This is a genomic window from Chitinophaga terrae (ex Kim and Jung 2007), assembly GCF_900107795.1.
Classification (GTDB): Bacteria; Bacteroidota; Bacteroidia; order Chitinophagales; family Chitinophagaceae; genus Chitinophaga; species Chitinophaga terrae.
The window spans coordinates 43287-68400 of record NZ_FNRL01000024.1 but is presented as its reverse complement, the minus strand read 5'-3'; the positions used below and the strand labels follow the sequence as shown (position 1 = coordinate 68400).

Below are 25114 nucleotides of genomic sequence, written 5' to 3'. Positions count from 1 at the left end.
TTATACCTGGCAGGTTATCCTCAATTAGCCTACAAAGTACCCCGATTAGGCTACTTGCAACAGGTGATATCTCCGGAATTTTGTTCCACAAATCAAACAGATTTTAAGATGGAACAACAAAACAGAAGCTCGGCAAATGCCGCAAATAACACAGGAAAAGTATGGTTTATCACTGGCTCTTCCCGGGGCTTTGGACGCATATGGACGGAAGCAGCGCTGGAACGGGGCGATAAAGTTGCCGCTACAGCGCGTAATCCGGAAAGCCTTGCTGATCTGAAAGAAAAGTATGGCAATAATGTTCTCACGCTGGCATTGGATGTTACCAATCCTGAACAGGCAAAATACGCTGTGGAAGCTGCACATGCATATTTCGGCAGGCTGGATATAGTGCTCAATAATGCCGGGTACCCTCTCGTCAGAACTATCGAAGAAGCAAGCCTGGACGATATCCGCGCTTTGTACGAAACAAACGTACTGGGCCCGGTTTCTGTGATCAAGGCAGCATTGCCCTTACTGCGCAAACAAGGCAAAGGGCATATCCTGGGCACGTCAAGCGGACTCGGGCATGTGGCGCATCCGCTGATTGGCTACTACTGTTCTTCGAAATGGGCGTTTGAAGCCATACACGAAAGCCTGTCAATGGAAGTGAAACAATTTGGCATCAACGTTACCATCATCGAACCGGGCGCTTATGCTACAGAGTTTGGCAGCCAGGCTTCATTAACAGATGAAAACAGCCTGCCTGTTTACGAAGGTTTGCGAAATAAGATAATCCAGGGACTGGGCAGTATGGAACGAGGCAACCCTAATGCCACAGCCGGCGCAATCCTTAAGGTAGTTGATGCTGCTGAACCTCCGCTGCGTTTATCACTGGGCCGTCATAATTTGCCGGAGATCCGCGCAGCATATGCTAACCGGTTAAAGACCTGGGAAGAATGGGAAGCTGTATCTAACGCGGCACAAGGATAAATTACCAATAACAGCCGGGCCTATTTTGGCATCGGCTGTTAGGTTAACCGATTGGAAACATTTGTTTTTACTATATTTTTGTAGATATGAAGAAGAGCGAACACGCACCGGTGAAATATGAATCGTTGTCGGAAGCGATGAGCGCTGCCGGCTTTCCACCTCCGCAACATCCGTTGATCACTCTAATCAACGGCCTGGATAAGGAGTGGAACCTGCAACCCATTCATCAACCTCATGTACTGAGCTTTTATAAAATATCTCTTCGGCCGCATGCAGGAAGCTGTTCTGTAAAATACGGGCAAACGTATTACGACTACAACGAAGGCGGGCTGTTATTTGCTGCACCAAACCAGGTTATCGGCGGTGCGGAAAATGAACCCGGAAATAATGAGAGCAGGTGCCTTAACCAGCAGATCACGTTACTCATACACCCTGATTTCCTGCTGAATTCCCCCTTGGCGCAGAAGATTAAACAATACAACTATTTTTCTTACTCGGTTAACGAAGCGCTTCATTTGTCGGCCAAGGAAAAGGAAGTTATTATAGCTCTTTTCAGGAATATTGAAGATGAGCTAAATAATAGGATCGATGAGATCAGCCAGGATATTATCATCTCCCAGATCGACCTGTTGCTGAGCTATGCGCACCGGTTCTACAAACGACAGTTTATCACGCGCAAACAGGTTAATAATTCTCTGCTGCAAAATCTTGAAGCCATATTGGAAGATTATTTCTCCGGGTCAAGGTCATTGCACCAGGGCACCCCAACTGTTCAATACCTGGCAGACCAATTGCATCTTTCGCCCAGCTACCTGAGTGATATGCTGCGCTCCCTGACGGGGCAAAACACGCAACAGTTGATCCATGAAAAACTGATCGAGAAAGCAAAGGAAAAACTTTTAACCACCGACTTGTCTGTCAGCGAAATCGCCTACGAGTTAGGTTTCGAACATCCGCAAAGTTTCAGCAAACTGTTTAAAAGCAAAACTGCTCAAACGCCTATGGCATTCCGCTCCTCGTTTAATTGACCAGGTTAACCCTCTAAAGAGAAATTTATGTACAATATCAGATCGGTAGCCGCGCACGAATATTTACAGCTCACCAATGTATGGGAAGCGTCTGTAAGAGCGACGCACGATTTTTTATCGGAGGCGGATATACAGTTTTTCAGGCCTTTGATCTTAAATGAATACCTGAAAGCTGTTGAATTATCCTGTATCAAAGATGAGCGGGAAAAAATACTCGGGTTTATAGGAATAGCCGGTAAAAAAGTGGAAATGCTGTTTGTTGATCCCGCGGCCAGGGGGCTGGGTGTGGGCAAAGCTTTAATGCTGCACGCCATCCAGGAACGCGGTATAAATGCTGTAGATGTAAACGAGCAAAACACACAGGCAGTAGGGTTTTATCAGCACCTGGGATTTAAGGTAACAGGCCGTTCTGAAAAGGATAGTATGGGTAAACCCTTTCCGTTACTGTTTATGGAGCTTTAGATGGCCTGCCGGTATGCCGCTTGTCTGCGAAATTATGTTGTATAGCTACCAAAGATTGCATACGTCGATAACCCGTAAATAAGGATTTTACGACATGTACATTTGTACTGAAATCGAGATTCGATAAGAAGACCAAAATTTTCAGTACCCCTGTATGAACAGCACTATTATCAATCCTGTAATTAAAGATGAAGTAACTTTTGTACAAACCGCCGCAGCAACCAGCGGTCGGATCACCACTTTGCAGGTTACCCTGATGCCGGGAGGAGGAACTCCCATGCACTATCACAGGAATTTTTCAGAAACGTTTGTTGTCGTTAGCGGCGAACTGACCATCGCCTTGAAGAACAGAACCCTGGTACTTTCTGCGGGCCAGAAGCTGACAGTGGAAAAAGGCATGGCGCATCGATTTTCCAACAACTCCGGAGCCCCTGTTGTTTTTACTACAGTTGTACTTCCCGGCTCCCAGGGATTTGAAGATGCCTTGCGTATCTTATACGGATTAGCCGCCGATGGAAAAACCGATGATAAAGGAGTGCCCAGGAACCTGATGGTAATGGCGGTAGTATCAAAGATCAGCGATATGCACCTGGCTGGTCCCGGTGTTCTGTTACTCCCGCTGCTGCAACTGTTAAACCTGGTTGCCTCGGTTTTAGGGTACAGGGAAAAACTGTTAGCGCAGTATTGCAGGAATTAGCTTTGCTCAGCTGGGAATTCCTCCATTTGCCGGGCAAACCTTTTACCCTGTTTACCACTGTTGTGAACCGCCCATGTTGCCATAGCATGCAATACCGGCCTTAACGCCCTGCCGGTTTTTGTAAGATCGTAGGTTACGTGTGGAGGCACCACAGGCTTTGATTTTCTAATAACCAATCCATCCTGCTCCAGTTGTTTTAACTGCTGGATCAATACCTTTTCCGTGATAGTGGGCACAGCTCTTCTCAGCTCACTATACCGTTTGGCGCCTGTTAAAAGATTAAATAACAGGATAGGTTTCCAATAACCTCCGATCTTATCCATGACAAAAGTGACCGGGCAATTGCTGAATACAGTATTCTTATTTTGCTGTATTGTTGAAGATGCTTTGATGTCAGTCATTTGAATGCCTACTTTAGGGTAAGTACTTGTACAAAAGTAAGTATCAAAGTAGTATTGCAGCGTAATCAAAGCAACATTTTTTATGAAAATCATTATCACCGGCTCTCTTGGGAACATAAGCCGGCCACTTGTCCAAAAATTAATAGCCGCAGGCCATACCGTAGGTGTGGTAAGTTCCAAACAGGATAAAGCTGCAAAGATAGAAGCCCTTGGCGCCCGCGCATTGATCGGCTCCGTGGAAGACAGGCAGTTTATAACAACCGCGTTTAAAGGCGCCGACGCCGTGTACACCATGATCCCCCCTGATTTTTCAATGGCCGACTATAACGCATTCTCAGCTACGGTAGCCGGCAATTATGCCGCTGCAATACAGGAACATGGTATCCAATACGTGGTTAACCTCAGCAGTATTGTTACGCCGCTTTCGGGCGCCGCGCCGCTGGAGAATTTTTTTAACCTGGAGGCCGAACTTAACAGGGTTAAAGACCTGAATGTGGTACACCTGCGGCCAGCCATGTTTTACACCAATTTTTACGGGCAGCTGCATCATGTGAAGGAACGCGGTATGATTGGCCACAATGTACCTCCTTCCGTTAATATGCTGCTTACCCACCCTGCCGATATTGCTGATGCAGCATTCCGCTACCTTGATGATCTTTCCTTCCGGGGTGTTAATATCTTTCACATCATCAGCGATGTGAAAAACGGCAGCCAGATCGCTGCAACTATCGGATCTGCCATTGGTAATCCGCAGGTTCAATGGGCCTTTTTCCCTGATGATCAGCTATTGGAAGGACTGATGCAGAACGGTTTTTCGAAAGATGCCGCACAGGCCTATGTGATAGATGCCGGGGTGGCGATCCGGCAAAACATGCTGAACGAATACTACCAGGCAAACAGGCTGGATATTAACGGGAGCAGGAGCTTTGGGCATTTTACGAATGAAGTTTTCAGCGCCTGAAATAAACAAGGGTTGTATTGAAGTAAGGCTGCTGCTTTGATACAACCCCTGTTCTTGTTATTGTTTCGGCAACATATTATGCACATCTACCGGGAAGCTGTCGTACTTCTGGTATAATTGCAGGAAAAGCTCCGGGTTCACCGGTTGCGCACTGAGTATCTCCTGCAATCCTTTGAAGAACCCTTCCCGCTGCTGGCCAGGATTGAATAAGAGATATAGCGTTACCGGCGCAGACGAGGTATTTGAAAAACCATGTGGAGTGAACCGGGGCGCAAATGCAATGCCTCCTTCGGCCAGTTGAACAGAGCGGTCGTTAAGCTGCACGGTCAGCTGCCCCTTTTTTACAATAAAGGTTTCATCCATAAACCTGTGGTAATGCAACTGCGCTCCAACAACTCCCGGCGGAAGGGTTATTTCATACAGCCCAAACTGGTCTTTGGTGATATCGCTGGTCAGTTTCAGTACTATCTGCGCAGCAGTACCGGCAACGCCCAGTTTCTCTCCTGCTGCCGGCTCCACAATCGTGGGAATGCCATTCAGGTTATCTTTCAGGTAACTTGTTTCCATTTCTATAATGTTTTGATTCCGGGATCAAAGTTCGCTGACCCCGATCTCCAAAACATTTACAAATGTTGAGATTTCAGAGATTGAGTTTGAGCCTGCTTAACTGGGTTGGAGTAATTCCCAGGAACGAAGCTATTTCATGTTGTTTCAAACGGGAGATCAAATGAGGATTATTTCTAACAAACTCCGTATACCTGGTTGCCGCGCTGTCTTTCCTGAACGCAACTTCCAGCGGTTCTTTCTCAATGATCCAATGCTGCTCTATATAGCAGGTATAAAGTTTGAAGAGGTCTGAACGCTGTTCCATCAGTTCCCTGAACACCTGGAAATCAAATTCATATATCCTGCTTGTTTCTAACGCCTTCATACTAAGTAAACTGGGCTGGTTAGTCAACAAGGCGCTGATGGAAGCCATGAAAGCATTTTCTGCGAAGAATTTTTTTATAACAATATTTCCTTCATCATCCGTAAAATACTGCGAGAATAATCCTTTGATCACAAAGGCGGCATTCCTGGGCAACTGGCCCTCCTGCAGGAAGAACTCATGTTTCCTGACAGTTCTTTCCTGCATTATAGCTAAGAATGCCTGTTTGCTGGAATCAGACAGCGTTCCGTAAGGCAATAACTTGTCGAATATCTGCTCCATAGATTAAAACGGGATTAGAAAGATCTGAATAAAGGCCGGTGTGTGAACGGTGAAAACTGCCATGGAATAGAAAAGAACAAAATGATGAAGGCAATGGTGAACCATATGGCGATGGTGCGGAATCGCTGCGCATCATCCGTACGTTTCGCCGATAAGCCCGCCCCTATTGTGATCAGTATAACGGAGGTGATCATCATAGTACTGTGTTCCAACCCGAAAAATCTTATTTCCCGTAGTTTGATAGCCTTGCTCAGGTGACCGAAAAAATATCGGACAAGTGGGCTGACAAAATATAATACAATACCGATCAGCATTTGCAGTTGTGCAACTCCAACGGTCATACGTAGCAAACTTTCATCTTTTTGGGAAAAAGTTTTCCGGTTCTTCCAGCCAGCATATGCACGGAATATTGACAATATAAGCGTTATAACTACCAGCCAGCGGACAAGCGAGTGGATAGCCAATAAGATAGGATACATTTTTGTTAGCAGTCTTTTACAACTAAATTCTGTTTAAAAGGTATAAAGATAGATGCTTGCCCGGAGAACTCCGCCTTTTTACTGCGTTTTTATGGCACTCTGCAAGTCTTTCGTTATATTTATCAAAGCACCAAAAACATCGATATGATCATAGCAGTTCTTTCGGGGTTTTTCTTCGCGATTATAGCTTTATTGTCGGGTAAGCCGATAAGAAAAAATATGGGCTGGATTCCCGCCCTGCTTCCCTTAACCCTTTTCATCTATTTCTTCTCATTACTTCCTGCTCTTGCTTCCGGGCCTTTACGTTTTAAATACGAATGGGTGCCATCAATGGGCGTAAATGCAGATATGAAGCTGGACGGATTATCGATGCTCTTCTGCCTGCTGATAACCGGCATCGGAACAGGCGTGTTCCTCTATGCTTCCTATTACCTGAAAGGACATCAATACCTCAACAGGTTTTTCTGTTACCTGAGTATTTTTATGGCCGCCATGTTGGGTATGGTACTGGCCGATAACCTGGTCTTGCTGTTCGTATTCTGGGAGCTGACAAGCATCAGTTCTTTCTTCCTTATAGGGTTTAATAATGAAGAAAAAATATCCCGGCGCAATGCACTGATGGCATTGACCATTACCGGCGCCGGAGGTTTCCTGTTGATGGCAGGTTGCATACTGATAGGATCTGCATCAGGCACTTATTCTATCAACAGCCTGTTGGCTTCGGCGGGCAACCTTCAGCAACATACGCTATACGGATGGATGCTGCTGTTTATTTTTGCAGGCGCTTTTACCAAGTCGGCGCAGTTCCCCTTTCACTTCTGGTTGCCTGGCGCGATGGTTGCGCCAACCCCGGTTTCTGCGTACCTGCACTCCGCTACCATGGTTAAGGCCGGCATCTACCTGCTGGCGCGCTTTACCCCGATATTAGGGCATACGGCCCCCTGGAATATTACCCTCATGATTGTTGGGGGCATTACCATGCTTTACAGCGCCTTTCATTCCCTTCAACGGACCGACCTGAAAGAGATCCTCGCTTATAGCACCATTGCGGCCCTGGGAATATTGGTTTTCCTGTTGGGAGTAGGTACCGATGCGGCCTTGCTGGCTGCTGCCGCCTTCATCCTGGTACATGCACTTTATAAAGCGGCGTTGTTCATGGTAGCCGGCATACTGGATCATGAAACCGGTACCAGGCATGTGGGGCTGCTGCGGGGTCTGGGAAAAGTAATGTGGCCTGTGGCAACGGCAGGACTGCTGGCCGCCCTCTCCAGCGCCGGTGTGCCGTTAACTTATGGGTTCATAGGAAAAGATCTTATTTATGAAGCAACTTTGCATGCGCCTTCTTTTGCAGTATTGCTTACAGCGGTTGCTGTGCTTACCAATATATTTGTGTTGTATGCCGGCTTCCAGGCTGGTATCAGGCCTTTTGCCGGGGAATTGCCCCAACAGTACAGGCAACTGCATTTGCCCGGATGGCGGTTATGGATACCCCCGTTGGTACTTGCCCTGTTGGGCGTGGTGTTTGGCCTGCTGCCTTCGCTGACCGACGAGGCGTTGATCCGGCAGGTATATACCTCAATAGGCGGCCAGGGAACGCTGCCACCGCTTAAAATATGGCATGGGTTTAATACCGTACTGTTGCTCAGCGGCATTACATTGGTTGCAGGTTGCCTGTTGTATTTCCTCTATGCACCATCGGCGGCTTTCAGGCCGTTGACAGACAAATGGCAGCACTTCAGTCCCGAAGCCATAACGATAAAATGCAGCAGGGCATTCCTGAAATTTTCTAATTGGTACACGAACCTGTTCCATAGCGGTTACCTCAGAGCTTACGTCAGCATTATCATCATTTTCATCACCTGCCTGCTGGGATTAAAGCTGGTACTTGATGTAAAGGTCTACTTCGATATTAAAACCAATATTTCCGGGATCCGGCTATACGATGCCGTTGTATTTGCGATCATACTGGCAGCCATCTGGAAGAGTGTGTCCACATCTTCCAGGATCAATGCAGTAGCCAGTTTGAGTGTAGTGGGGTACTGTATATGCCTCCTGTTTGTTATCTACAGCGCTCCAGACCTGGCAATGACCCAGTTTACCATCGATACCCTTACCGTAGTGCTGTTTGTACTGGTGTTATTCAGGCTTCCTCCATTCCTGAAGATCAACGACCGTAAGGTGATCCTGCGGGATGCTGTACTGGCTGCATTATTTGGCGCCGTTATCTCCATCATCGCACTGGAGGCGATGAATGAGCCTACCACAAAAGAGATCAGCCGTTTCTATGCTGAAAATGCCTATGTAATGGCTAAAGGAAAGAATGTGGTGAACGTGATGCTGGTCGACTTCCGGGGTTTCGATACGTTGGTGGAGATCACTGTATTGACTATCGCGGCGCTGGGTGTTTACAGCCTGATGAAACTGCGGGTGAATTCAACAACTAAAGAATAGATTATGAAAAGCATTATCCTGAAAACCGCTTCGAACTACCTGTTACCCTTGCTGCTGCTGTTCGCGGTGTTTATCCTCTTCAGGGGGCATTATAAACCGGGCGGTGGTTTTGTAGGCGGATTGATTGCGAGTATCGCTTTCGTGTTGCATGCGTTCGCAAATGGATTGCAGAGCACGAGGAAGTTGTTAAGGTATCCTCCGGGGGCTTTCATCCCTACAGGCCTGGCTATTTCGCTGTTAAGCGGCCTGGCGCCGATGTTTGCCGGCAAACCTTTTATGAGTGCGGAATGGCTGTCCATCCACATACCGATAATAGGGTTGTTGGGCACTCCGTTGTTTTTTGATATCGGAGTTTTCTTCGTGGTAATAGGCATTGCGCTTACCATTCTGTTCACCATCTCGGAAACCATTTTATAGTTATGGAATTGCTGTTATTGATATTGATAGGGATACTTTACGCAACCGGCATTTTTATGATGCTGAGGCGAAGTATGGTGAAACTCCTGATAGGTCTCATTTTACTTGGCAACGGCGCTAATATGCTGATCTTTTTGTTGGGAGGGATCACCCGCGGAAAGCCTCCAATTATCGGGGAAACCGACAAGGTGCTCACGGGCGTGTATGCCGATCCGGTGCCGCAGTCGCTTATTCTTACGGCTATTGTTATCAGTTTCGGTTTGCAGGCGTTTGCCATCGTATTACTGAAACGGGTGCACGCATTGATCCAGACAGACGACCTGAACGACCTTAATACACCGGACACCAGTATATGACAGACCGTTATTTAATTCTACCGATCATAGGACATATGTTTACAGCCGTACTCCTGATATTTTTCTGGCGTAAGGTGAATACGCAGCGCATCATCAGCGTACTGGGCAGCCTGGCGGTAATGGGCCTGAGCGTAGGTCTTTTTATCAAAACTTACAGGGCCGGTTACCTGACCATGCAGGCGGGCAACTGGCAGGCTCCGTTCGGGATCACTTTTGTTGCAGATGTTTTCAGCAGCACCATGATCCTGTTAACGGGATTCACAGGCCTGGCCGTTTGCGTTTATTCAACGGTTGGCATCAGCAGGCAACGTATTCAATACGGTTTCTTTCCCATCTTTCATTTCTTGTTGCTGGGTTTGAACGGGGCTTTCCTGGCGGGAGATATCTTTAACCTGTATGTCTGGTTTGAAGTGATCATCATCTCATCTTTTGTGTTGATGACATTGGGAGGAAGAAAACCGCAGGTAGAAGGAGGGATCAAATATGTAACATTGAACCTCCTGGCATCCGTTATGTTCCTGACAGCAATAGCGATCCTCTATGGCTTGACAGGCAGCCTGAACATGGCGGATCTGTCGCTGAAAATGTCGGCCATTCCCAATAAGGGATTGGTAGAGATAACAGGGCTGCTCTTCTTTATCGGGTTCGGTATTAAATCGGCTGTTTTCCCGCTGTATTTCTGGTTGCCTTCTTCTTACCATACCCCGCCATCGGCCATTGCCGCTATTTTTGGCGGATTGCTGACAAAAGTTGGGATCTATGCGCTCATCCGGGTATATACGCTGATATTTGTACCAGACCCTTTCACTAAACAGGTTTTCCTGGTAATAGCGAGCCTCACGCTCTTAACAGGCGCTTTCGGCGCGCTTACAAAAAGGAATATGAGAATGATGTTCTCTTACCTGATCGTTTGTCATATCGGCTTCCTGCTCGGAGGAATTGGAATGTATACCAGGTTGGCGCTGGCCGGAACGGTATTCTACCTGGTGCATGACATCATTGTTAAAACAAACCTTTTCCTCGTGAGTGGCCTGATCTATAAAATAAGAGGCACTATGAACATGGACGAACTGGGAGGGATGTACGAAGATTACCCGCGCTTATCGTTGTTGTTCTCGGTTGTTTTTTTCTCGTTGGTGGGGATTCCGCCGTTGTCGGGATTCTGGCCTAAGATCTATTTATTCAGGGAAACATTTACGACAGGCGCCTGGTACCTGTTGGCAGCTATGATAATAGCGAGTCTTGTTACCCTGTACGTGATGGCGAAGATGTGGGGAGATGTGTTTTGGAAGAAGGGACAGGAGATGGAAAATAAGCTGACAGATGATTTTAGTGGAATGAACTGGAAGAAGCGGGGAATGCTGATAACCCCTGTTGTATTCCTGGCGGTTCTTTCGTTGTATATAGGATTTTTTGCGCAACGTATCAATGTATTATCTGAAAGGATAGCGAACGACCTGCTGCACCCCGAACCATATATACAGGCGGTGCTGGGAGCAGATGCAGTTAAAACACCTCAAAGTGAATAGGCATGATAAAACAATTTCTATTAAATATTATGCTCACCCTCATTTGGGTTATGCTAACAGGGGAACTGGTAGTAGTGAATTTTGCATTTGGGTTTATTTTGAGTTATGTGATATTGTGGATAGTGGGAGAAGAAGATGACTCCAAGAGATATTTTACCCGTGTGCCGGCGATCATCAGCTTTATTTTCTTTTTCATTTATGAGATGCTGAAAGCTAACCTGCATGTGGCGTATGATGTGATCACGCCCCGCTTCTTCATGAAGCCTGGAATTGTAAAATACCCGCTGGATGCAAGAACAAACCTGGAGATCACTTTCTTTACTAACCTTATTTCCCTGACCCCGGGTACCCTGATACTGGATGTAAGCGATGACAAAAAAGTTGTTTATATACATGTGATGTACCTGGAAGATAAAGACGCCTTTATCCAACAGATCAAAGGAGGATTGGAAAAACGTTTGCTAGATATTTTACGATGAACCTGAACGAATATTTGACATATGTTGTATTGCCTATCCTGTTGCTGGCTGTGCTGCTGGTAGCATACCGCTTTTTCAAAGGGCCTGCCATTGTGAACAGGGTAATAGCGCTGGATCTGCTGATCACCATCGGTATAGGGATCATTACCATCTACAGTATCCAGACGGGGCAATCCACGTTCCTGGACGATGCGATGATACTGGCGCTGATCGCATTTTTGGGAACGATAGCATTTTCTTATTACCTGGAAAAAAAGAAAGAGAATGAGTGATATATTAATCATGTTTTTATGTACCGTTGGATCGATAGTGGTGTTGATTGCGGCAATCGGGATAGCAAGAATGCCGGACTTCTACCTGCAATTGTCTGTCACTATCAAAGCAGCTACGTTGGGTATAGGTTTGTTGCTGGCTGCAGCCGCTGTTTTCTTTGCAGACGTTTCTATCAGTACCAAGGTACTGGCTATCATCTTCTTCCTGGTATTAACGGCCCCGGTAGCAGGACATATGATCGGAAGGGCGGCTTACCTGATAGGAACAAGGCTTTGGAAGCATTCGGTGGTAGACGAACTGAAAGGAAAGTATAACGACCAGACGCACCAGTTGGAAAGTGAGGAAGGGGAGAAACAATGACCTTTTGCTGTAAGGGCGGGGTTGCCCCCGCCCAAAGACCTATGATCAGAAACCAGAAATTATCAGTATCGCCAGCTAGAAGTTTGTATTAATGATAAGGGTATTCCTGCTGGCTGTGGCGAAATCCATCGGTATAACTCCATACCTGCCATGAGTGTTGGTAGTAAAATAAGTATCAGTCTTTGGATTGATCGCATTTGATACGGTAGTGATACTCGGAATGCCAAAGATCAGGGATTTATATCCGCTGGTGTAGTTAAGGTAAAGTACAGAAGAACTACCGCTGTAGGCTTCTGAAAGTAAGTTAGTAATGCTTGTCCACTTTCCGTTATTGTCAGGAACCACGTACTGATCCTGTACCCTCAGATTGGCGTTGCCGTTATTGATGGAAAAAGTAGTGTTGTCGGCCCAGTTGGTGGCATCAATACCCTTTGGAGTATTGCTGGCGCCGAACCTGCGGAGCAGCACAATTTTTCCCCTTACGGAACCCAGGGTTGGGATAGTAGCGCCCAGTACCCATTTGCTGGGATTAGCCTGTGTGTAGCTATCGAAGGTTTGCTCAAACGACCGGGTGTTGTTGCTTGGGTCGTACTCTTCTTTGACGCTCATGATAATGGTTTCCGTAGGATTGGTTGCAAGGAAATCGTAACAGGCAGTTATTACATCATTGAAGTTAAGGTTTTGATAGATGGAGCCATGATGAATGGCAAATGCATCTCCAATGTGCCTGCATCGGATGTCGAGATACCTTGTACCGGCGTCTAATTGTTCACGGATAGATAGGTTCTGGCATTTTGCTGTACCACTGACTGGTTCTACACGTGCGCCGCTGTCGTGGGTGCCGGGAATGGAAAGCGCCGATAACGAAGTGTTGTCGTTAATAGCTCCCATCCATGCAGTTAGCGAAACGGTGAGTGCAGATGCAGTGATCAGGCTGTTGTTGCTGTTCTCTGGTAACCTGGTTTCTGGATTTGTGAGGTCTTTTTTGCAGCTGAATAATCCTAGTGTCAGCAATGCCAGTAAATAGGTGTGACGCTTCATAAGAGGAATTTTTTATGTTATATAAACATAAGGCGGCCCGCTGCGGAAATAGCGCGGTAACATTTTTTTAAAATACCCAACCATTACTTTTTACTTAACCGTTTACGTAATAAACTGCCGGGGTATTCCATGCCTCTTTCAGCAAACAGCCTGTTCACCAGAAAGCCTCATCGTTCAGGATAGCGCCATCAGGGGAGAAGATCACCTTTGCATCCGCAGGGCGACCATCCAACTCAACCTGGTAATAGATTTTACCGCTATTATCTACTTTATCCACATCGTCTATCGTATATCCTTTGTATTGTTTCCGGATAGCTTTTAAAACAGGAACTGGCAGCTCGGCGACGGGAATTTCCATTTTGTAAATGGTGAGGCGTCCCGTTTCATCAAAACAGGCTTTGTGGTCCGCTCGCCCGATTTCAAACTCGGCCTGGTAAATATCACCTTTTCTTTCCCATTCCGTTTTGGCAGCGGCAGGGAATTTTGCTTTGAATGTTTTCATAACGGCGTTGGGTATGTCGTTGCCCTGGGAATGCCCGGGTAGATAAGCCGGTAAGATTAGAAGTAAAGAGATAAAGTATTTCATGGTCCTGATGATTTAAAAGTGATGATTCTACCGGGTTAACCGCCTGCCGTTTTATGCCCGTTTCCTGCCTGGCTTTGCCATTTGTTCATGCAGCCGGTTGCCGCTTTGCTGCGTGGTCAGTAACTACGCTTCTCCAACAGGTTTAACCTGTACGATACAATGATTACAACAACGGCGATAAATTGTTGCGTGAACGCTGTTTTTGTTAATCAGTTGTTAAGCAGATCCGCTTTACCTCGGTGAAACAAACGTCCAGGCCCTTTGTTCTACTTTCATATGCTTAAATCCAGTTTCTTAAACAAAGATCATGAAAGTATTAACATTAGGATTGTTATTAGCCATTTTAGGAACCGCCGGCACACTGCAAGCACAACAGGAAATCCCCCTTTATAAAGATTCTATTCCCAATAGTATTGGTAAACTAACCACAGAAGATATTCCGACGCTAACCATTTTCAAACCTGCACCCGGTAAAGCCAACGGTACTGCTATCATTATCTTCCCGGGAGGCGCATACGCTTTCCTGGCATTCAAAGAAGAAGGGTTGGATGTGGCAAAAGCATTCGCCGATAAAGGTGTAACCGCTTTTGTATTGAAATATCGTCTCCCATCTGATACTAAAATGAGAGATAAAAGCATAGCTCCATTGCAGGATGCCGAACAGGCAATCCGGGTGGTAAGAAGCCGGGCCAGCGAATGGGGCCTGGATAAGAACAAAATAGGAATTGCAGGTTATTCTGCAGGAGGACATCTAGCCGCAACACTGGGTACGCATAGCTTTAAAACGCTGATACCCAACCCCGAAAAAACAGACCTACGCCCCGATTTCATGATACTGGTATACCCCGTTATCAGTATGCAAAAAGGGCTCGCACATGAAGGCTCACTGAACAGCCTTTTAGGACCTAATCCCTCCAAAGAGAAGATAGAATTCTTCTCCAACGAAGAATGGGTGAACAATAACACCCCACCGGCTTATATAGCCCATACCAACGACGACCAGGTAGTGAACGTAAACAACAGTACTGTATTTTATCAAAGCCTGGTCAAAGTAGGTATACCCGCGGAACTTCACCTTTACCCGACAGGCGACCATGGCTTCGTACAACGGGAACCGACGGAAGACTGGCTGGCCCCCATGCTTTCATGGATGAAGCGTGGCGGCTGGTATCCCGCGAAAGCTAATAGTTCCAATACAGGAAAAGCAGATTAACAAGAGGTCAGATTCACACTTTTTATGTATGCTGCCGGTCATTTTTATGCCGGCAGTTTTTGTCTGGTCGTCTGGAAATAAGCTATAACGGCTGCCCGCCCACCGGTAAAAAATATCCTGCTCAATCCCCCATTAATCATATTGCACCCCGCAATCATCCAACCTATAAAAAGGCTGTTGATAAGAATGGGCAAACTGGCTTTGCAAACGCATCGCATGGATATACGTAACAGATACAACGGCTAAAGCCCGCAATACCTGTATACTGTTTAGTTTCATAAATATCCGGCCAGTTACTAAACCTGTTAGGCTGTCAGCTTTTGCACAGGTGGATGGAAATAGGCGATAACAGGCTTTTCAATCGTTTTGTAGAAAAGCAGTCCTCCCGCTACCCCCAGCATCATTTGTAAAATAACCGCCAGATCAGCGTTGAGGAAGAAACCGATTTTAACATAAATGAACATCAGGATATAATACACGATCGGATGGCACAGGTAAATAGAGTAAGACGCATCGCCAAGCAACAGCACAAAGGGATGGCTCCATAACTTGCGCCATACCCCGGCCTTTTCCAGGAAAACTGACCCCGCAAATAGGAACAGGCTGGGCACTCCCCAGAGCAGGACCCTGTTCAGTTGATCATCGGCCTGCAGGATGTTCGGCAACTCCGCGATGTCTTTGAAATTATGGAATATATTGAAGATGTACCCGCCCCCTCCAAGCGCGAATAACATAAATGCAACGCCTCTTCCTATACGAACATGGTTGTATACCCAATGCATGATCACCCCAAACAGGAATTCAAGCAACAACGGGTGACTGTAAAAGGTTACCCAGAAATTTGGATGGTAGATACGACCCAATGTCACTATTACAACTATCAGCACCACGAGAAAAGGAACTTTATACTTTATCCTCAGCAGGATAGTTAGGCAGAAAAAGAGATAGAACATCCATTCGAAGCTTAAAGACCAACCAACGCCCAGTACCGGTACAAACGGGTGTAACTGGGGTTCAATAACAGGAATGATCAGCAGCGCATTTAACGCCCTGATAAATAATTCATTCAATCCCATCCGCGCATCCAGGAAGCATATCAGCACAAAATATATAGCCGTTGCCAGGTAGTAGACAGGATTGATGCGCAGGAAACGTTTTTCCAGGAACTTAAGCGCGTCGCTGGTTCCGCTATAACGTCCCGCAACATGACTGATAATAAAACCCGATATCACGAAAAAGAGATCTACCCCAATAGCCCCAAGGTTTTGCAGGTAGTAAAAGCTTTCCTGGAATGACCTGGCAAACATCATTTGAAGGTCGATAGAGTGCACATGCGTTACCAGTATTACAGCTAACGCACGTAACGCCTGAATGCTGTTAATTTTCATAGCGCATGCTTTGAATGGTTAACCTATGCGTTGGCATAAGTTGTTGGGGTATGAGGGGTTTCAAACATAGCCAGTAAAGGGATTTCCACTTTCCTGTAAAATAATATACCCAGACCCCAGGCAATAGGCATGTGCAGCCAGATATTCAGGTCGGGGTTCGGCGCTTTCCCTATTTGTATATATCCCATGATCAACAGGAAGTAAACGGTCGGGTAAACCAGGAAGATAGAATAAGCGGCATTGCCGGTCAGCAAAAACCAGCGGTTGTTCCAGACCGGCATCAATTTCCCGTTGCGTTCCATCTCTATGCAACCTGCAACCAACATAACAGCCGGAACTCCCATCAACAATACATGTCTTAATTCATAGATCTGGTCAAGATCTCCCTTTGTTCTGAATATATCATTATCTCCAAAGAAGATGTTATAGATATAACCTGCTACTCCCAATATCAGGAAAGCTGTAGCCGCATATCCGGGTATCTTCCGCTCCCTGTACAACCAATAGATAAGCAGGCCGGATAAATACTCCAGCATAATAGGACTGGTAACATATTTAGCACGGAACTGCACATAAGCAGTAATATAAAAACCAGCTATGCTTAATACTAACAGCAACAGACCTAATACCAACAATTTCTTTTTGATCCTGAAAAAGATGGTTAATGCAAATAAGATATAGAAAAGCCAAAGAAAGGTGAAGGGCCACGAATCTACCAGCAACAGGTAAAATTGCTGTTGCGCATTTAGTACCCTGAATGGAAGGAACATATCGCGCAACCCGGATAATACCAGCACGAAAGGAAAGTTCTTATGAAGGAAGCATACAAACACCATAAAGATCAACGTGCCGATATAGTATAATGGATTGATACGCAGAAAGCGGTTCTTTAAAAACTCTATCCCGTCTTTCTTCCCACTGTAATAATAGAAAGAATAGCCAGTCATAAACCCGGCGATCACCATGAAAAGGTCGAGGCCCATGAAACCGAAATAACGCAGATGAAAGAATTGTTGTTGTTGCGATTTGGCAAAGGTAGACGCCAGTTGTATAGCTCCGGCGTAGATCAGTAATAAGATGGCAAAGGCGCGGAGGAACTGGATACTATTTAGCTTCTTCATATTACGGGATGTTATTCGAGGGTGAAAGGATTGTAACCAGATAAAGTACCAAGTTAATGGCGCCTGCTGTAATAGCACTTCAGTCATATTTTTTGGATTACAACTTCATTGCGTAATTTCCGGGTAATTATAATATGCTTATTTGCCATGAAAACTATCCGGTTACTGCTGCTTTCTTTTCTTCTTGCCTGCAACCTGGCCGCATTCGCCCAGAACAAAACAGTGGTCATGCAATCTGATTTTGGATTGAAAGACGGCGCTGTAGCAGCCATGAAAGGCGTGGCTATTACAGTTGATCCCTCGCTCAGGTTATTTGATCTAACCCATGAAATTCCCGCTTACAATATTTGGGAAGCAGCCTATCGCCTGGAGCAAACAGTTGCCTACTGGCCCAGGGGAACTGTATTTGTTTCGGTTGTAGACCCTGGCGTTGGAACAGATAGGAAGTCAGTTGTTCTGAAAACCAGGTCCGGGCATTTCATTGTTACACCCGATAATGGAACGCTTACCCTGGTAGCCTCCTCGCTCGGTATAGCAGCGGTACGGGAGATCAATGAAGCAGTGAACAGGCGACAAGGCTCCAAAGGCTCTTACACTTTTCATGGTCGGGATGTTTACGCCTATACAGCGGCAAGACTGGCGTCAGGCAAGATATCTTTCGAACAGGTAGGCCCTTTGCTGGCGGCAACGGTAGTTACTTTGCCTTACCAGGAAGCCACTGTAGAGAATAATGTGATCAAAGGAAATATTCCCGTGCTGGATGTGCAATATGGCAACATCTGGACTAACATCGGCCAGGATATTCTCAATACGCTTCATCCCGGGTATGGAGATGTATTTCACGTCATATTCTATCACCAGGGTAAGAAAGTATTTGAAACAGACGCGCCATATGAACAAACATTCGGGGAGGTGCCGGTAGGGCAACCTTTGGCTTACCTGAACAGCCTGATGGAATTATCGTTTGCTTTAAACCAGGGGAATTTTGCTGCCGTACACCAGATTGGCAGCGGAAACGAGTGGAGCGTGGAAGTAAGTTTACCAGCCAAACGTTAACTGTATGCCTATCACATCGGCATCATGTTTAAGAAAGCTCTTCATGTATGAGCCCCTTGCTTCAATGTAATTGTTATCATTTTTTCCGAACCGGAGCCTGAAACCACCGTTGAGCACAGGACCAGCGGCGCTTTGAGTTGTTTCATCGTAGTTCAGGTAGCCGTAGCTGTCTACCTTCTCCTTGGTAACAGGACCAAAATGATACCCTATACCGCCGCCAACAAAACCCCCGAACAACTGTTTGTTGTCAGGAGTTGATAAACCAGCGAAATTGAAATTGACCACTAAAGGGATATCTATCATAAAGCGGAAGTTTTTAAGATAGGACGCATCGTAGTAGTAGCCGCCATATTCGCCGTCTTTCGCAACGCCTCCCAGGCTCATAGGCAAGCCAACGGAGATCGACATCTTCTCTTTTTCCATGAAGTTATACCGGACAGTGTATGCCAGGCCGGAGCTGATAGTGGTTTTAGACTGGTAGCGGTCCATGAAGCCATTGATGCCAAAAGTTTGCATGAAAGACTGGGATACAACAATATGTGTGCTGAACAGGCAGAATACTAGCAGTACTATTCTTTTCATGGCGTGGAAGTTGACAGTACTCAAATATACAGCAACTATTAAGAAAGAATAGTGACGGTATGTTTGCGGAATGCAAATACGCTGATCAATAATCCGTAGAAAGCCCCGCCCAATATGATGGCCAGGTAATCCATCCCCTTGCAGTCGATATGGTGGAAAATTTCATTCATGATAAGTATCAGGCTTGCTGTAATTGCCGAGGTTGCCCAGAACCTGGTTTTCACCGGCAGAGTGGCGCTGGGAGCATCAGCTAACGGCATCTTCATATAATACCAGTATAATACCAGCAATCCTGCTATCGAGGTGAGATATTGAAGCAAATACCAGGCTTTCATCGTATGCCCGAGAACGATAGTGTCGTTTTGCAGGGATGGAAGCAATAAAACAAAATAACCGTCTTCATGGGTAAACCCATCCAGGAAGAAATGGGTCAGCACACCAAGGATCAGGGAACTGATCACAGTCAGTGAATTTGCTTTAAAATACCTGTTCCAGTTGAAGTCGTGGAATGCTGACAGCCTGCCGCCCAGGAACTTTGGTAAATAGAAGCCGAGAGCCTGTTTTACGCCATTATGGTACAGGAATGCCAGTACTATTCCTAACGGGATATCGTAAACAAATATTCCCCACCAGGTATGCCCCAGGGAAAAATAGGGGTTGAGAAGGATAAAGTAAAAGAAATCAGGGACCATGCTTCCTATAATGAGGCCGGTAGCAGAAAGGTATTTGTTATTCGTGGTAGTGAATGGAGTTACTATCGCCGCATGTGAAATAGTGAATGGCATCGGTTAATGGTTATTGTTTGCGAAGTTAGGGGATTGGGATTGATTAATGCCAGGCTTAAGGAAATGTTAAAGGTTTTTTGGTCCAAGCTTTTCGGATAATTGTCCACGCTTTATATATGTGATAACACGTAAATTTATTAGGTAATTCTTTGAAAACAAAAAAATAAGATCTATGACTAATTGGATAATTGATGAATCACACAGCGAAATTGGATTCAAAGTAAAACACCTGATGATCACCAATGTAAGTGGTTATTTTACAAGGTTCAACGGACAGGTACAGACAGCGAGCGATGATTTTCATGACGCCAGCATTTCTTTTGAAGCGGCTGCAGACAGTATCGATACGCAAAACAAGCAGAGGGACGAGCACCTGAAGAACGGCGAATTTTTTGACGCTTCCAACTATCCGAAGATCAGTTTCGTTTCTAAAAAAGTGAAAAAGATCGATAATGAAAATTACAAGTTAACCGGCGATCTGACTATTAAGGGCGAAACTCATCCCATTGAGCTGGACGTGCATCACACCGGCCTGACTGTTGATCCTTACGGTCAGCAAAAAGCAGGCTTCTCGCTTAAAGGCCGGTTGCACAGGACCGATTACGGCCTGCGTTGGAACGCAACCACGGAAGCAGGAGGCATCGTCTTGAGCGATGAGGTAAAACTGAATATGGAAATCCAGTTGGTTCGACAATAGATTTTCTTATAAAGCTGCGTTGCGAGGAACCCTTTCGTTATCTTTGTGGTTTCCAATAGCAGCACATGAAGTTTGAACAATATAATCTTGCTCCAGAAATTAAGGAAAGTCTGGCAGCCATGGGGTTTAAAAGACCTACAGACATCCAGTTTAAGGCAATACCTTCTATCCTTAAAGGGGATGATGTAATGGCTATTGCCCAGACCGGAACTGGGAAAACCGCGGCTTTCGCCATTCCGATCCTGCATAAATTATTGCAGCAGGAACAAAGATCGAGGAGGCCGCGATTTGGTGTAAAGTGCCTGGTAATGGTGCCTACGAGAGAACTGGCTATCCAGATCGCGGAGGTATTCCAGTCTATTGCCGAAAGAACAGACCTGGTTGTGCTTGCCCTTGTTGGCGGAGTAGACCAGGGGCCGCAGGTAAAGATGCTCGAAAAAGGAGTGGATATACTGATCGCTACTCCCGGTAGAATGTTCGACCAGCTTCACCAGGGAAACCTGGATCTCAGCGGTGTGCAAACATTAGTGCTCGATGAAGCAGACCATATGCTGGATCTGGGATTTATCAAAGACATCAAAGATGTTATCAAACATATTCCCCGCCAGCACCAAACCCTTTTCTTCTCGGCTACGCTGAACAAGGACATCAAAGACCTGGCTTATTCAGTAGTGAATAACCCGATCAGGATACAGATCTCGCCAAAAGATCCCGTGTCTAAGAATGTAACCCATGCGGTGGCATATGTAGGAATGGATGATAAGCGCTTCTTCCTCGAGCGCCTGGTGAAAGAATTTCCCGAAAGTAAAATCCTGGTGTTTGTTCGTACCAAGGTGAGAGCCGAAAGAGTGGTAGCCGCAATGGACCGTGTCGGTATTCAGGCGGTAGCGATGCACGGGGGAAAAGAACAGGACGACCGTTTAAAGGTCATGGCTGATTTTAAAGCAGGTAATCCGAAAGTTCTCGTGACAACGGATGTAAATGCACGGGGAATTGATATTCCTAATGTTGATTATGTTGTGAACTACGACCTGCCTGATGTTCCTGAAAATTATGTTCACCGTGTAGGCCGTACAGGCCGTGGTGTGCAGAAAGGACAGGCGGTTTCTTTCTGTAGTGAAGAAGAAAAACCTTTATTAGCTGAAATTCAGAAATTCCTGGGTAAAGAGATCACAGAAATGAAGATCAATAAAGATGATTACCGGGAAACCATCAGCTTTTCTGAAGATATCCCCAACGATAACTGGCAGCTGTTGATAGACCAGCATAATAAAGAGATGGAGGCGTTGAAGAAGAAAAAGAAAAAGAAGAAATAAAAGGAAGAACAAAGTAAAAAGAGGTTATCTCAAAAGTAATCTGAAGGAGTTGCTCCATATCAGGGCCCGGATGGAACCGGGTTAACAATTACTTTCGGGATAACCTCTTTTGTTATATAAACAGTTTATTTTTTTACTGCTTCCACGTTAACGGTGATGTCAACGTTCGGAGCTACTGCATCTACGCCGGAAGGTAGCTTGTCGGCATATTTGATGCCGTAATCCAACCTGTTGATAGTGGCTTTAGCAGTAAAACCAGCCCTTCTCAAACCCCATGGATCAGTGATCACGCCATTGTAAGTAACATCAAAGGCTACACGTTTGGTAGTGTTGCGGATGGTCAGGTCGGCCAGCAGCACATATTTGTTGCCTGCTACTTTTTTCATTGACACGCTTTTCAGTGTAATGGTCGGGTACTCGGCAGCATTAAAGAAATCGTCAGTTTTCAGGTGGCCATCGCGCTGATCCACGCCGGTAGAAATGCTGGCTACATCAACGGTGAAATCTACTTTCGCGTTCTGGAAACTGGTGCTGTCGGCAGTTTCGATAGTACCACTGAACTTGTTGAAATGGCCTTGTACGAAACTTAAACCTAAGTGCTTAACGCTGAAAAGGATGCTGGTATGCGCAGGATCGGCATTCCACTTTACCTGTGCAAAAGAAGCAATACTTGCTAATACCATCAGGGCAGTAAAAAAGAAACTTTTTTTCATGTTGTAGTGTGTTAATTATTGTGGGATTATTTTGTTAACTGACGATCAACAGACCAACGGCCGGCGCCTTTGAGAATAAGGGCCAGGCAGATACCGATCACCAGTAAGTGATATTCAAATCCTTCGCCTGCCTGGTTGCCTGCCCAGTTCATAAAGAACCCGTTCGGCATGTGCACATTCATCGCTACCACCATGATCACTGTAAGCAAGGCCGCCCATATCCTGGTAGTGAAGCCCAATAAGATCAGTAATGATCCTATACTCTCTGTGAAGATAACAAGAAAAGCGAGGATGGCAGGAGTTCCCTGTGAAGTGAAATACGACATAGTACCGCTGAAACCATGGCCACCGAAAGCGCCGAACATCTTCTGCGCACCATGCGGGAACATTACCAGGGCAACGAATACACGCACAATAAAGGATACAAGGTTATCGTCTGTTTGCAATAAACGTTTAAACATAGTATTTAAGTTAGTACTTTAATTGTATATACAAGAGTTATAACAAAAAAATTAGTCGCGCAGTTTATCCAGGATCACATTAATGTGATTAGCTTCTTCAACCGTTAATTTGCCGGAAAAGCTTTTATGCAGCTCCTCCATCAAAGGGTCCAGCGTACCAAGCAACTCCATGCCTTTATCAGTGATCTCGATTTCTACCTTACGCCTGTTCTGATCGCATTGCTTCCTCGTCAGCAAACCTTTCTGGCGCAGCTTCTCTACCAACCTGGTAGCATTGCTCATCTTATCCATCATCCGCTCCTGGATGTCCAGCAGGTTTAAAGGGCGAGGCCTGCTTCCACGAAGTATCCTCAATACATTGAATTGCTGAGACGACAGGTCGAACGGCTTTAATACCTGGTTAGTACGTACTTCAAGCCAGCTCCCGGTAAATATAATGTTCAACATGGCGCGTTGGTATTCGTCCTTGAACCTGGGTTGTTTTAATTCGTCTTCCAGTTTCATAATTACAATTACTATTGTTGTCTATACAACAAAGGTATATACATTTTTCAGAAATTTGCAAAGATTTTGATTTTTTGGAGTAAGTGGTTGATTTATAACGATGTATTCCGGAATAACATCCTGGGGTTATCTCAAAAAGTAAACAACAAAACTAACTATTTGTTCCCCCGTCTATGGTCAGGGCTGTACCGGTAATATAACCGCTGTCGGGACCTGCAAGGAACGCTACCAGCTCGGCTATATCCTTTGCAGTACCATAATGCCCCAACGCAATATGCTGACGCTGGAAATCAGAGAATGGCCCATCTGCCGGGTTCATATCCGTATCTACCGGGCCGGGTTGCACCAGGTTCGTGGTAATTCCCCTGCTGCCAAGATCCCTGGCCAGCCCTTTGTTAAAAGCTGTTAATGCGGATTTGCTCATACTGTATAAAGTGCCATGAGAACCCACAACCCTGTCGGCCATGCAGCTTCCGATAGTGATCACCCTTCCGCCTTCCGGCATATGCCTGAGCGCTGCCTGCGTACCTACAAAAACAGCCCGGGTATTAATGGCCATAGTGGCTTCATAATCTTCCAGGGTGTAGTCTTCAAACGCTTTTGCAACGTAGATGCCGGCATTGTTCACGAGAACGTCTATACGTCCGTAGGCGGCTGCCACTTCATTGATCGTATTGGCCAGTGAAACCGGGTCTGCACTATCTGCCGGCCTCGAAGCAACATCCAGGCCCTCTTCCTGTAAGGCAGCGATCAATGCCTCTGCTGCCGCCGCTCCCTTTACATAAGTAAAAATAACCGTGGCGCCTTCTCTTGCTAATTTGGTTACAATAGCTGCGCCCATACCTTTGCTGCCCCCTGTTACGAAGGCAATTTTGTTTGCTAGTCGTTTCATACATGAACTGTTTTACACTCGCAAAACTAAACTACAGGCAGGGCCGGGAGAAGAGCGGCTATAATTGTTAATTACTAACCAAATTGTAAGCGCCTCTATAATTGGTACTTTTCACGAAGAATGTTCAGGTGGTGTATTTGGTGGCCAGCTATTATAAATCCAACTCCTAAAACAGACATTTCCCATTTCCAGCAGATGCCTGTTCTCATCAGGGCTGCGGGGGTGAAGCTATAAAACAAAGCAATGGTTGCTTTGCGCAGCGAGATCAATTCATCCAGCAAGTCTTTCACGGTTCTGTGCCCCGTTTCGGCATTGTCGGCAAACAAGTCCTGGTCCATACCCGGGATGGTTTGCTTGTCATTTCTCGCAAACATCAACGCTCTGTATGTAAAAACCCTTTCTGTATCAATGATATGCTGGAACAGGTCCTTTACTGTCCACTTCCCCGGGGCATATGCATAACTACCCTTTTCTTCCAGCGCTGCTCCATCTAATGCGAGTACGGCTTCCAACGATGCTTCCAGCGCTTCGGCCAGGTCAACATCCGGCACAAGGTTGATATACCTGCTGAAATATCCCGGATCTGTAGTGATGGCGTCTTTTTTCATGCCCCTGTAATTTGAAACGTTAAGATAAGAAAAGTAATCTATTTTCACGTTATGAATATATTTAATATATTTGATGGTC

At 45.8% G+C, this 25114-nt stretch carries 31 protein-coding genes; 16 read left to right on the top strand and 15 right to left on the bottom strand.

What is annotated here, in order from left to right; genetic code table 11:
- Positions 1-108: 108 nt before the first annotated feature.
- The 4 genes from BLV62_RS21460 to BLV62_RS21445 all read left to right on the top strand — a co-directional run bounded on the left by BLV62_RS21460 (position 109) and on the right by BLV62_RS21445 (position 3156).
- On the top strand, positions 109-969 hold the full coding sequence (locus BLV62_RS21460) for an SDR family NAD(P)-dependent oxidoreductase (RefSeq protein WP_089764177.1): 861 nt from the start codon (positions 109-111) through the stop codon (positions 967-969).
- Positions 970-1055: 86 nt separating this feature from the next.
- Positions 1056-1997: a helix-turn-helix domain-containing protein gene (locus tag BLV62_RS21455; RefSeq protein ID WP_089764175.1), complete on the top strand. Its 942-nt coding sequence runs from the start codon at positions 1056-1058 to the stop codon at positions 1995-1997.
- Between the two features lie 27 nt (positions 1998-2024).
- Positions 2025-2459 (top strand): acetyltransferase, encoded by a 435-nt coding sequence (locus BLV62_RS21450; protein ID WP_089764174.1) that lies wholly within the window; start codon positions 2025-2027, stop codon positions 2457-2459.
- A 154-nt stretch (positions 2460-2613) separates the two neighbouring features.
- Positions 2614-3156 carry a cupin domain-containing protein gene (locus BLV62_RS21445; protein ID WP_089764172.1) on the top strand — a complete coding sequence of 181 codons (543 nt, stop codon included), beginning with the start codon at positions 2614-2616 and terminating at the stop codon, positions 3154-3156.
- Here the strand turns inward: BLV62_RS21445 and BLV62_RS21440 are convergent.
- Entirely contained in the window at positions 3153-3626 is a 474-nt protein-coding gene (locus BLV62_RS21440) for a winged helix-turn-helix transcriptional regulator (RefSeq protein WP_225889667.1), read from the bottom strand. The two genes, BLV62_RS21445 and BLV62_RS21440, sit on opposite strands and share 4 nt — an antisense overlap.
- A gap of 13 nt (positions 3627-3639) precedes the next feature.
- Here BLV62_RS21440 and BLV62_RS21435 point away from each other — a divergent pair, with 13 nt between their 5' ends.
- Positions 3640-4518, top strand: a complete 879-nt coding sequence (locus BLV62_RS21435) for an NAD(P)H-binding protein (protein WP_089764169.1) — start codon at positions 3640-3642, stop codon at positions 4516-4518.
- Positions 4519-4575: 57 nt separating this feature from the next.
- Here BLV62_RS21435 and BLV62_RS21430 read toward each other — a convergent pair whose 3' ends face one another.
- The 3 genes from BLV62_RS21430 to BLV62_RS21420 all read right to left on the bottom strand — a co-directional run bounded on the left by BLV62_RS21430 (position 4576) and on the right by BLV62_RS21420 (position 6207).
- Positions 4576-5085 (bottom strand): cupin domain-containing protein, encoded by a 510-nt coding sequence (locus BLV62_RS21430; RefSeq protein ID WP_089764167.1) that lies wholly within the window; start codon positions 5083-5085, stop codon positions 4576-4578.
- 73 nt (positions 5086-5158) lie between these two features.
- Entirely contained in the window at positions 5159-5728 is a 570-nt protein-coding gene (locus BLV62_RS21425; RefSeq protein WP_089764165.1) for a Crp/Fnr family transcriptional regulator, read from the bottom strand.
- Positions 5729-5742: 14 nt separating this feature from the next.
- Entirely contained in the window at positions 5743-6207 is a 465-nt protein-coding gene (locus BLV62_RS21420; protein ID WP_089764164.1) for a hypothetical protein, read from the bottom strand.
- A 144-nt stretch (positions 6208-6351) separates the two neighbouring features.
- On the opposite strand from BLV62_RS21420, the gene BLV62_RS21415 reads away from it, so the two are divergent.
- The 7 genes from BLV62_RS21415 to mnhG are packed head-to-tail and all read left to right on the top strand — an operon-like array spanning position 6352 to position 12072.
- The gene (locus BLV62_RS21415) at positions 6352-8658 is read left to right on the top strand and encodes a putative monovalent cation/H+ antiporter subunit A (protein WP_089764162.1); all 2307 of its coding nucleotides are present in this window, start codon (positions 6352-6354) and stop codon (positions 8656-8658) included.
- A gap of 3 nt (positions 8659-8661) precedes the next feature.
- Entirely contained in the window at positions 8662-9075 is a 414-nt protein-coding gene (locus BLV62_RS21410; RefSeq protein WP_089764161.1) for a Na+/H+ antiporter subunit B, read from the top strand.
- Between the two features lie 2 nt (positions 9076-9077).
- Complete coding sequence (locus BLV62_RS21405; protein ID WP_089764159.1) at positions 9078-9431, top strand: Na+/H+ antiporter subunit C; 354 nt, start codon at positions 9078-9080, stop codon at positions 9429-9431.
- The gene (locus tag BLV62_RS21400; protein WP_089764157.1) at positions 9428-10960 is read left to right on the top strand and encodes a proton-conducting transporter transmembrane domain-containing protein; all 1533 of its coding nucleotides are present in this window, start codon (positions 9428-9430) and stop codon (positions 10958-10960) included. Before BLV62_RS21405 ends, BLV62_RS21400 begins: the two co-directional genes overlap by 4 nt.
- Before the next feature lie 2 nt (positions 10961-10962).
- Positions 10963-11439 (top strand): Na+/H+ antiporter subunit E, encoded by a 477-nt coding sequence (locus BLV62_RS21395; RefSeq protein ID WP_089764156.1) that lies wholly within the window; start codon positions 10963-10965, stop codon positions 11437-11439.
- On the top strand, positions 11436-11711 hold the full coding sequence (locus tag BLV62_RS21390; protein WP_089764154.1) for a monovalent cation/H+ antiporter complex subunit F: 276 nt from the start codon (positions 11436-11438) through the stop codon (positions 11709-11711). The genes BLV62_RS21395 and BLV62_RS21390 overlap by 4 nt, the downstream gene beginning before the upstream one ends.
- Positions 11704-12072 (top strand): monovalent cation/H(+) antiporter subunit G, encoded by a 369-nt coding sequence (gene mnhG / locus BLV62_RS21385; protein WP_089764152.1) that lies wholly within the window; start codon positions 11704-11706, stop codon positions 12070-12072. Before BLV62_RS21390 ends, mnhG begins: the two co-directional genes overlap by 8 nt.
- 75 nt (positions 12073-12147) lie before the next feature.
- Here mnhG and BLV62_RS21380 read toward each other — a convergent pair whose 3' ends face one another.
- Both BLV62_RS21380 and BLV62_RS21375 read right to left on the bottom strand, forming a co-directional pair.
- Positions 12148-13113: a phosphatidylinositol-specific phospholipase C gene (locus BLV62_RS21380; RefSeq protein WP_089764150.1), complete on the bottom strand. Its 966-nt coding sequence runs from the start codon at positions 13111-13113 to the stop codon at positions 12148-12150.
- Positions 13114-13267: 154 nt separating this feature from the next.
- Positions 13268-13699 carry a PepSY-like domain-containing protein gene (locus tag BLV62_RS21375; protein ID WP_089764148.1) on the bottom strand — a complete coding sequence of 144 codons (432 nt, stop codon included), beginning with the start codon at positions 13697-13699 and terminating at the stop codon, positions 13268-13270.
- Positions 13700-14006: 307 nt separating this feature from the next.
- Here BLV62_RS21375 and BLV62_RS21370 point away from each other — a divergent pair, with 307 nt between their 5' ends.
- A complete protein-coding gene (locus tag BLV62_RS21370; RefSeq protein ID WP_089764146.1) occupies positions 14007-14912 on the top strand; it encodes an alpha/beta hydrolase in 906 nt (301 codons plus the stop codon).
- 305 nt (positions 14913-15217) lie between these two features.
- Here BLV62_RS21370 and BLV62_RS21365 read toward each other — a convergent pair whose 3' ends face one another.
- Positions 15218-16300, bottom strand: coding sequence for an acyltransferase family protein (locus BLV62_RS21365; RefSeq protein ID WP_089764144.1), 1083 nt, complete (start codon positions 16298-16300; stop codon positions 15218-15220).
- A 23-nt stretch (positions 16301-16323) separates the two neighbouring features.
- On the bottom strand, positions 16324-17421 hold the full coding sequence (locus BLV62_RS21360; RefSeq protein ID WP_089764142.1) for an acyltransferase family protein: 1098 nt from the start codon (positions 17419-17421) through the stop codon (positions 16324-16326).
- A gap of 147 nt (positions 17422-17568) precedes the next feature.
- Here BLV62_RS21360 and BLV62_RS21355 point away from each other — a divergent pair, with 147 nt between their 5' ends.
- The gene (locus tag BLV62_RS21355; protein WP_089764141.1) at positions 17569-18477 is read left to right on the top strand and encodes an SAM hydrolase/SAM-dependent halogenase family protein; all 909 of its coding nucleotides are present in this window, start codon (positions 17569-17571) and stop codon (positions 18475-18477) included.
- Here the strand turns inward: BLV62_RS21355 and BLV62_RS21350 are convergent.
- Together BLV62_RS21350 and BLV62_RS21345 are read right to left on the bottom strand one after the other, a co-directional pair.
- Positions 18460-19059 (bottom strand): hypothetical protein, encoded by a 600-nt coding sequence (locus BLV62_RS21350; RefSeq protein WP_089764139.1) that lies wholly within the window; start codon positions 19057-19059, stop codon positions 18460-18462. The genes BLV62_RS21355 and BLV62_RS21350 overlap by 18 nt on opposite strands.
- Positions 19060-19097: 38 nt before the next feature.
- Positions 19098-19844, bottom strand: a complete 747-nt coding sequence (locus BLV62_RS21345; RefSeq protein WP_089764137.1) for a DUF4184 family protein — start codon at positions 19842-19844, stop codon at positions 19098-19100.
- Positions 19845-20016: 172 nt separating this feature from the next.
- Between BLV62_RS21345 and BLV62_RS21340 the strand changes: the two genes are divergently transcribed.
- Entirely contained in the window at positions 20017-20541 is a 525-nt protein-coding gene (locus BLV62_RS21340; protein WP_089764135.1) for a YceI family protein, read from the top strand.
- 65 nt (positions 20542-20606) lie between these two features.
- The gene (locus BLV62_RS21335; RefSeq protein WP_089764133.1) at positions 20607-21857 is read left to right on the top strand and encodes a DEAD/DEAH box helicase; all 1251 of its coding nucleotides are present in this window, start codon (positions 20607-20609) and stop codon (positions 21855-21857) included.
- Positions 21858-21982: 125 nt separating this feature from the next.
- Here BLV62_RS21335 and BLV62_RS21330 read toward each other — a convergent pair whose 3' ends face one another.
- From BLV62_RS21330 to BLV62_RS21310, 5 genes are all read right to left on the bottom strand, one after another.
- Positions 21983-22570: a YceI family protein gene (locus BLV62_RS21330; RefSeq protein ID WP_089764131.1), complete on the bottom strand. Its 588-nt coding sequence runs from the start codon at positions 22568-22570 to the stop codon at positions 21983-21985.
- Between the two features lie 26 nt (positions 22571-22596).
- Complete coding sequence (locus tag BLV62_RS21325) at positions 22597-23031, bottom strand: DoxX family protein (protein WP_089764130.1); 435 nt, start codon at positions 23029-23031, stop codon at positions 22597-22599.
- A 51-nt stretch (positions 23032-23082) separates the two neighbouring features.
- On the bottom strand, positions 23083-23535 hold the full coding sequence (locus BLV62_RS21320; RefSeq protein WP_089764127.1) for a MarR family winged helix-turn-helix transcriptional regulator: 453 nt from the start codon (positions 23533-23535) through the stop codon (positions 23083-23085).
- A 151-nt stretch (positions 23536-23686) separates the two neighbouring features.
- The gene (locus tag BLV62_RS21315; protein ID WP_089764125.1) at positions 23687-24427 is read right to left on the bottom strand and encodes an SDR family oxidoreductase; all 741 of its coding nucleotides are present in this window, start codon (positions 24425-24427) and stop codon (positions 23687-23689) included.
- 95 nt (positions 24428-24522) lie between these two features.
- Positions 24523-25035 carry a DinB family protein gene (locus BLV62_RS21310; protein WP_089764123.1) on the bottom strand — a complete coding sequence of 171 codons (513 nt, stop codon included), beginning with the start codon at positions 25033-25035 and terminating at the stop codon, positions 24523-24525.
- Between the last annotated feature and the right edge of the window lie 79 nt (positions 25036-25114).